This window comes from Xanthomonas sp. SHU 166, from assembly GCF_000364685.1.
Classification (GTDB): domain Bacteria; phylum Pseudomonadota; class Gammaproteobacteria; order Xanthomonadales; family Xanthomonadaceae; genus Xanthomonas_A; species Xanthomonas_A sontii.
This window is the reverse complement of sequence record NZ_AQOJ01000753.1, coordinates 1-841: the sequence shown is the minus strand read 5'-3', so window position 1 is coordinate 841 and position 841 is coordinate 1. Positions and strand designations below refer to the sequence as shown.

Below are 841 nucleotides of genomic sequence, written 5' to 3'. Positions count from 1 at the left end.
TGGCTGATCACCCGCAGCCTGACCGTGCCGCTGAATCGCGCCACCCGTGCCGCCGAGGCCATCGCAGCCGGCCGCCTGGACAACGACGTGGCCACCGACGCGCGTGACGAACCCGGCCGCCTGCTGCTGGCGATGGGTGGGATGCAGACGCAGTTGCAGCGCTTCTCCCGCGAAACCGCGTTGATGATCGAGCTGCACGCCGACAAGGACATCAGCCACCGCATGCCGCAGGACTTCCCCGGCGTGTACGGCGAACTGAGCAAGGGCATCAACACCATGATGTTCGAGCACCTGGACGCCATCGTCGAGGCGGTCGAGATCCTCAACGAATACGCCAACGGCGATCTGCGCCGCGATGCGCGCCGGCTGCCCGGCAGCCGTGCGGTGCTGCACGAGTCGATGGACGCGGCCAAGGCCAGCCTGCTGGCGATCAACACCGAGATCAAGCGTCTGGCCGCCGCGGCGGCGGCCGGCGACTTCAGCGCCCGCGGCGATGCGGCCAGTTTCCAGCACGACTTCCGGCTGATGGTGCAGGACCTCAACGCGATGATGGAGGTCAGCGACCGCAACCTGGGCAAGCTGTCCGCCCTGCTGCAGGCGATCGCCGCCGGCGACCTCACCGCACGCATGCATGGCGACTTCCACGGTGTGTTCGCGCGGATGCGCGACGACGCCAACGCCACCGCCGACCAGTTGACCGGCATCGTCGGCCGCATCCAGACCGCCGCGGTCAGCATCAATGCCGCCGCCAGCGAAATCGCCACCGGCAACGACGACCTGTCGCGCCGCACCGAGCAGCAGGCCGCCAGTCTGGAAGAAACCGCCGCGTCGATGGAGGAAT

1 protein-coding gene is annotated in these 841 nt (G+C 68.5%); it reads left to right on the top strand.

All coding sequences use genetic code 11. The annotated features are described in order from the left end of the window. Positions 1 to 841: HAMP domain-containing protein (locus D180_RS17530; RefSeq protein WP_017913826.1), on the top strand; the 841-nt coding region annotated here is incomplete at both ends.